Source organism: Hoeflea sp., from assembly GCF_039975035.1.
In the GTDB taxonomy this organism is placed as follows: domain Bacteria; phylum Pseudomonadota; class Alphaproteobacteria; order Rhizobiales; family Rhizobiaceae; genus Hoeflea.
Map to the genome: position 1 here is coordinate 36,109 of NZ_JBDWHW010000126.1, position 7,384 is coordinate 43,492.

At 62.0% G+C, this 7,384-nt stretch carries 4 protein-coding genes; all 4 read left to right on the top strand.

Features of this window, described 5'->3' with window-relative positions:
• Positions 1–130: 130 nt before the first annotated feature.
• Positions 131–598 carry a chemotaxis protein CheW gene (locus tag ABJN75_RS10765; RefSeq protein ID WP_348439540.1) on the top strand — a complete coding sequence of 156 codons (468 nt, stop codon included), beginning with the start codon at positions 131–133 and terminating at the stop codon, positions 596–598.
• Between the two features lie 243 nt (positions 599–841).
• Entirely contained in the window at positions 842–4,204 is a 3,363-nt protein-coding gene (locus ABJN75_RS10770; protein ID WP_348439542.1) for a transglutaminase family protein, read from the top strand.
• Positions 4,205–4,222: 18 nt separating this feature from the next.
• Positions 4,223–6,607 carry a circularly permuted type 2 ATP-grasp protein gene (locus ABJN75_RS10775; RefSeq protein ID WP_348439544.1) on the top strand — a complete coding sequence of 795 codons (2,385 nt, stop codon included), beginning with the start codon at positions 4,223–4,225 and terminating at the stop codon, positions 6,605–6,607.
• A gap of 5 nt (positions 6,608–6,612) precedes the next feature.
• Positions 6,613–7,384: transglutaminase family protein (locus ABJN75_RS10780; RefSeq protein ID WP_348439546.1), on the top strand; the 772-nt coding region annotated here is incomplete at its 3' end.

The window sequence follows — 7,384 nt, forward strand, 5'->3', positions numbered from 1 at the left end:
GGACTGGGTCCGTGCCCGGCACATGAAGGTTCATCGGGCGTGCCGCCTGTTTATACATTTAACACCGGACAGGCCGGACCCGATGCAGAACCCGTTCTGTACCGGTGGGCCAATTTAAAGCGAGGGTACGATGAGCGATACGCAAACCGCCAACAAGACTTCAGGTCTGGAAATCATTTCGTTTTTCCTCGGCGAACAGGTGTTCAGCGTGAACATCATGGCGGTCAGGGAAATTCGCGGCTGGGCGCCGGCCACGCCTCTGGCCCATGCGCCGCGCCACGTTCTGGGCGTCATCAATCTGCGTGGAACGGTGATTCCGGTCATCGACATGGCGCTGCGGCTTGGACTTGAAGCCATCAACCCGACCGAACGCTCCGCGATCATCGTCGCCAGCATTCGCGGACAACTGGTTGGCCTTCTGGTCGACAACGTGTCCGACATGGTCACGGTGAGCGAAGACGAGATCCAGAATGTTCCTGAAGTCGGTGCGACCGAAGTTCAGAGAATGACCACGGCGATCATCGCCAAGGACAAGTCGATGATCTCTCATCTCGATCTTGATTCCTTGCTCGACGAAGAAGGCGAGCTCGCCGCCTGACATCTGTCGGCAGACAAGCCAATTGTGAAGGGCGGGTGCGCCGGGTCATCCCCGATGCGCCTGCCCTTTGACGTCTGACCGGGTGAAACAATCCGGCCCGGCCCATCCCAACCCGGCCCGGTTGGGTGCAGGCGGCCTCCCGAGGGGATTTTTTGTGCACTGCACCAAGGGCGGTGGACATGACAGGGCAGGCAATGCATTGTGCGCGCTGCCGCAAGGCAGCCCGATCAACGGATACACCCCATGTCGATTCTGGCAAGCGTTCACCACCTGACCCACTACAAATACGACCGTCCGGTTACTCTCGGTCCGCAAATCATACGCCTCAGACCGGCGCCGCACAGCCGGACGAGGGTGGTGTCGCACTCTCTCAAGATCAGTCCCAAAGAACATTTCGTCAATTACCAGCAGGATCCTTATGGAAACTGGATGGCGCGATATGTGTTCCCCGATCCGGTAATGGAACTGAAGATCGAGGTGGATCTGGTCGCCGACATGACGGTCTACAACCCGTTCGACTTCTTCGTCGAGGAGTCGGCCGAAACCTGGCCGTTCAAATATCCCGAGGATATCGAACCGGATCTGGTGATCTACCGCACGCCCGAGCCCGCCGGGCCGCGCCTGGCGGCATTCATGCAGACGGTTCCGCGCGATCAGGCGCGGACGGTGGATTTTGTCGTCGGGCTCAATGCCCGGCTTGCCAATGAAATCGGCTATGTCATCCGTATGGAGCCGGGTGTGCAGACGCCCGAAGAAACCTTCCAGACCGGCAAGGGCTCGTGTCGCGACACCAGCTGGACGCTGGTCCAGATCCTCAGACACCTGGGTTTCGCCGCGCGCTTTGTCTCGGGTTATCTGATCCAGCTCAAGCCTGATCTGGTGGCAATCGATGGTCCGCCCGGTACCGATCATGATTTCACCGATCTGCATGCCTGGGCCGAGGTCTATCTCCCCGGCGCGGGCTGGATCGGGCTCGATCCGACGTCGGGATTGCTCACTGGCGAAAGCCACATTCCGCTGGCCGCGACGCCGCACTATCGCAATGCCGCGCCGATTTCCGGTCTGGCCAGCTATGCCGAGGTCGATTTCGCTTTCGACATGCGTGTCGAACGGATGGCGGAGCATCCGCGCATCACCAAACCGTTCAACCAGGAATCCTGGGCAGCACTTGACGCGCTCGGCCATGAGATCGACGCCAAACTCCAGGCTGGCGATGTCCGGCTGACCATGGGCGGCGAACCGACTTTCGTATCCATCGACGATTTCGAAAGCGAGGAATGGAACACCGCCGCCGTCGGTCCGCAAAAGCGCGAGGCCGCCGACAAGCTGATCCGCAGGTTGCGCAAACGCTTTGCTCCGGGTGGCTTCCTGCATTACGGGCAAGGCAAGTGGTACCCCGGCGAAACCCTGCCGCGCTGGACCTTTTCGCTCTATTGGCGGCGCGACGGCAAGCCGATCTGGCACAATCCCGAACTCATTGCCGATGAAGGCAAGGATACCGGTCAGGCCAGCCCCGAGACTGCCAAGCAGTTGCTTGCAGAAATTGCCGGCAATCTGGGGATTGAAGACGATCACGTTGTCGCCGCTTACGAGGATCCGGCAGAATGGATCCTCAAGGAAGGCAATCTTCCCGACAATGTGACACCGGACAATTCCAAGCTGGAAGATGCTGAGGAGCGTCACCGGATTGCAACCGTGTTCGGCCGAGGACTGGCGACACCCTCAGGCTTCGTGCTGCCGGTTCAGCGCTGGCAGTCCAAGGCCGCCGCGCATGGCTGGCGTTCTGAGAAATGGAAAACCCGGCGTGGTCATGTATTCCTCGTACCCGGCGACAGTCCGGTCGGCTATCGCCTGCCGCTCGGATCTCTGCCGCATGTGCCGGAATCGTCCTATCCGTTTGTCAATCCGGCTGATCCCACAGAGCCGCGCGGAGATCTGCCTGATCCCGCAACCGCGGCCAAGGCGTTCTCCGATGCATTGGCTGATTCCCGGGCCGCGGAAGCTGCTTCACAGCCAGTGGCCCAGTTCACGGCTGCCGAAGCCACACAGCAGCTTGTGGAACAGAAGCTTGGCGATCTGGATGGCGCCGTGCGCACGGCGATCTCTGTCGAACCGCGCGATGGCCGGCTTTGCGTGTTCATGCCGCCGGTTGAGAAGGTGGAGGATTATCTCGAACTGGTCTCAGCCGCTGAAACCGCCGCGGACAAGCTCGGCCTGAAGGTTCATATCGAGGGCTACGGCCCGCCGCATGATCCGCGCCTCAACGTCATCCGGGTCGCCCCCGATCCGGGCGTTATCGAGGTCAATGTCCATCCGGCGACTGACTGGAAGGAATGCAAGGCGATCACGGAAGGCGTTTACGAGGAGGCGCGCCAGACCCGGCTCGGGGCTGACAAGTTCATGATCGACGGACGCCACACCGGCACCGGCGGCGGCAATCACGTCGTCGTCGGCGGCGCAACGCCGCTCGACAGCCCGTTTCTGCGTCGTCCCGATATGCTGGCCAGCCTGATCCTGCACTGGCAGCGTCATCCCAGCCTTTCCTATCTGTTTTCCGGCTTGTTCATCGGCCCGACCAGCCAGGCCCCGCGGATCGATGAAGCCCGTCACGACAATCTCTATGAGCTCGAGATGGCGCTGGAACAAATCCCGCATCCTGATGCCGGTTCGCCGCCATTGCCCTGGCTGGTGGATCGCCTGCTGCGCAATCTCATGACCGATGTCACCGGCAACACCCACCGGGCAGAAATCTGCATCGACAAGCTCTATTCGCCCGATGGCACGACCGGCCGTCTCGGCCTGGTTGAATTCCGTGGCTTCGAGATGCCGCCGGAGCCGCGCATGAGCCTGGCTCAGCAGGTGATGATCCGTGCGCTGATCGCACGGTTCTGGCAGGCCCCTGCCACCGGACGCTTCACCCGCTGGGGCACGACGCTCAACGACCGGTTCATGCTGCCACATTTCATCTGGCAGGATTTCCTCGATGTGCTGCGCGATCTGCGTGATCACGGATTTGATCTCCGGTCGGAATGGTACGAGGCGCAGGCCGAGTTCCGCTTTCCGTTCTGCGGCGAGGTCACCTATGAGGGCGTCCGGCTGGAACTGCGTCAGGCGCTCGAGCCGTGGCATGTGCTCGGCGAAACCGGTGCGATCGGTGGAACGGTCCGCTACACCGACAGTTCGGTCGAACGTTTGCAGGTCAAGCTCGAGACCGCTGATCCATCGCGCTATCTGGTGGCCTGCAATGGTCGGCCGGTGCCGTTGGCCGCGACCGGCCAATCGGGAACATCTGTTGGCGGCGTTCGCTACAAGGCCTGGCAGCCCGCACTGGCGCTGCATCCGGTGCTGCCCGTCAACGCGCCCCTGACCTTCGATATTTTCGATACCTGGTCGGGCAAGCCGCTGGGCGGATGTGTCTACCATGTCGCCCATCCCGGTGGCCGTAACTATGACACGTTCCCGGTCAACGGCAACGAGGCCGAAGCGCGCAGGCTTGCCCGTTTCGAGCATCGTGGCCATACGCCCGGCGCGTCGATGCCTGTGCCTGAAACTCCGCATGCGGAGTTTCCCTTTACGCTTGATTTGCGCCGAAAACCGGGAATCTGAGCCGTGCCGGGTTCAGCCATGGCTTCGCGAAGGCACCGGCCGCCAATTCTGGCGGACTATGCGGTGGTGCCGGGTGTTCCCGATGAATTGCTGTCGGAGTCCGGCAGTATCAGGCCGGCATGGGCCAATCTGATCGGCCATCTGGACGGCTTAAGTCGAGATGAGCGTGAGCGCAGCTTCGCCCGCGGCGCCCAGTATCTGCGTGACGCCGGCGTCTTCGTGCGCCAGTACGGCGATGGCAAAAGCCCGCGGGACTGGCCGCTGAGCCCGGTACCGGTGATCCAGCCGGCGAGTGAATGGAAGGCTTTGGCCGCTGGTCTGGCCGAACGGGCTGATCTGCTTGAGGAGGTTGTCGCTGATCTTTATGGCGAAAATCGTCTGGTCGCCGAAGGTCATCTACCTGCCGGTGTGATTGCGTCCAATCCTGAATGGCTGCGTCCGTTGATCGGAGTGAAACCGGCATCGGGCCATTTTCTGCATTTCCTCGCATTCGAAATCGGCCGCGGACCTGATGGCGGCTGGTGGGTCCTGGGCGACCGGACCCAGGCGCCATCCGGCGCCGGTTACGCTCTCGAAAATCGCGTGGCATCAGTCAGGTCGTTTCCCGGATTCTACACCGGCTCGAATGTCGAGCGTCTGGCCGGGTTCTTCCGCGCTTTCCGTGACGGGCTCATCTCCCTGCGCCGTGAGGATGACAGCCGCATCGGAATTCTGACGCCCGGTCCGATGAACGACACCTATTTCGAGCATGCCTACATCGCACGCTATCTCGGCATGATGCTGCTCGAGGGCGACGATCTGGTGGTCGACAATGGCAGGTTGATGGTGCGAACGGTCTCCGGCCCCAAACCCATCAGCGTGTTGTGGCGCCGGCTCGACGCAGCATGGGCTGATCCGCTTGAACTCATGGCGAGTTCCCATCTTGGAACGCCGGGGCTTCTCGGCGCGGTCCGCTCCCAGGGCGTGACCATGATCAATGCGCTTGGCGCCGGTGTTCTCGAAAGCCGGGCTTTTCTTGCTTTCATGCCGCAATTGTCGAAGGTGCTGCACGGCAAGCCGCTGGCTGTTCCCAACATTGCCACCTGGTGGTGCGGTGGCGAGGCGGAGCGCGCCCATGTGCGTGACAACGCCCACGCGATGCTGATCGGATCGGCCAATTCCACCCGGCTTCCGCTGGAGCCTGATGCCGGCGCGGTGCTCAGAGGCGACATGTCTCAAACCGGTCTTGAACTGGCAGCCTGGCTTGAGGTGGAAGGGCGCAATCTGGTTGGCCAGGAACTGGTCTCGCTGTCGACCACGCCGACATGGGAGGACGGCCGGTTGACGCCGAGGCCGATGCGCGTCCGGGTGTTCATGGCCCGCACCCGCGACGGCTGGCAGCTGATGCCCGGTGGTTTTGCCCGGCTGGCTGCATCCGGTCAGGATCCGTCGGCGGTTTCGATCAGCAGCGGCGGCTCGGTGGCCGATGTCTGGGTCGTGTCCGACACCAAGGTGCCGGAAGATTCCATGCTGACGAAATCAGGTGAGGTGTTCGTGCGGGCCTCGCCGGGGTTGTTGCCCAGCCGGGCCGCCGACAATCTCTTCTGGCTCGGCCGTTATGTCGAGCGGGCCGAGGGCCAGATGCGCCTGACCCGGGCCTACATGAGCAGGCTGGCGGAAACGCCGGCCGGCGGAACGCCGTTGATGACCGCGCTCGAAACCTATCTGGATGATCATGGCCTCGACATGTCGGAGGGGGTTTGCCCGGCCGTCGAGAAGACAATCGGGCTTGCTGTGAATTCCGCCAATCAGGTTCGCGACCGGTTCTCGGTCGATGCCTGGGCGTCGCTGGCAGACCTGGAACGCACGGTGGCCAACATGCGCAAAACCATCGTTCCCGGAGAGGACTCGGCGTCCGCGATGGGTGTTTTGCTGCGAAAGATCACCGGCTTTTCCGGCCTTGTGCATGAAAACATGTACCGCTTCAGCGGCTGGCGGTTCCTGACCATCGGTCGGTCGCTCGAGCGCGCCATTGCAATGGCTGATCTGCTCGCCACCTTCGGCGAATGGACCGGCCCCCATGGCGGCTTTGAACTTTGCGTCGAGGTTGGCGACAGCGTCATGACCCACCGGCGGCGTTATTCGGTCACCGCCAGCCGCGATACGATCGTGGATCTGCTGGCGCTGGATCCGCTCAATCCACGATCGATCGCCTTTCATATCAACGAAATTCGCGATCAGGTCAGCCTGTTGCCGGGTGCCGATGTCAACGGGCAATTGTCAGACCTGTCCCGCGCGATCGTGAGGATTCATGCTGACCTTTCCGTTCACACGCCGCAAACTCTCGATCAGCCCCAACTGGTTGAACTTCAACAGGCAATTGCGCGCCTGACCAACGACATTCAAGCTCAATATCTCGATTGATGGCGATGCGTTACGATATCAAGCTGACCATCGATTATATCTTCGAAACGCCGGCTGCCGGCGCGCGCCAGATCCTGCATGTGATGCCGCTTGCCATTGAAGGCCGGCAACGCCTGATCGCCGGCGGCATTCATATCGAGCCGCAACCGGCCATGCGCCAGTACCGTCTGGATTTTTTTGGCAATTCCCTGACCGAACTGGCATTTAACGAGCCACACAACGATATCATCATTGCGCTGAAGGCCAGGGTCGAAGTGATCGGCGGCGCAGCGCCCCGATCGGAATCGCCGGATCTACCCGAGCTCGCCAGGGCGTTGGACGCTGTAACGGATCTTGGATCCCGTTCGCCCCAGCATTTTCTCGCCGCCTCTCCCTATGCGCCACCCGATACCGCAATCGCCCGCTGGGCCCGGTCCCACCTGCAGCCAGGCCGGCAGACCGCGGACATTGTCGCCACGCTGGGCCAGGCGCTGCACCGGGAAATGCGGTTCGATGCCGAGGCGACCACAGTGGATACGCCTGCCGCAGAGGCCTTCGCGGCACGGCATGGCGTCTGCCAGGACTTCACCCACATTATGATCGTGGCACTCAGGAGCCTCGGCATTCCCTCGGGCTATGTCAGCGGATACCTGCGCACCCTGCCGCCGCCGGGCAAGGAGCGGCTTGAAGGCGCCGATGCCATGCATGCCTGGGTTTCGGCCTGGTGTGGACCAAGCGCCGGATGGGTGGAATACGATCCGACAAACGCGGTCTTCGCCGGCATCGATCACATCGTGG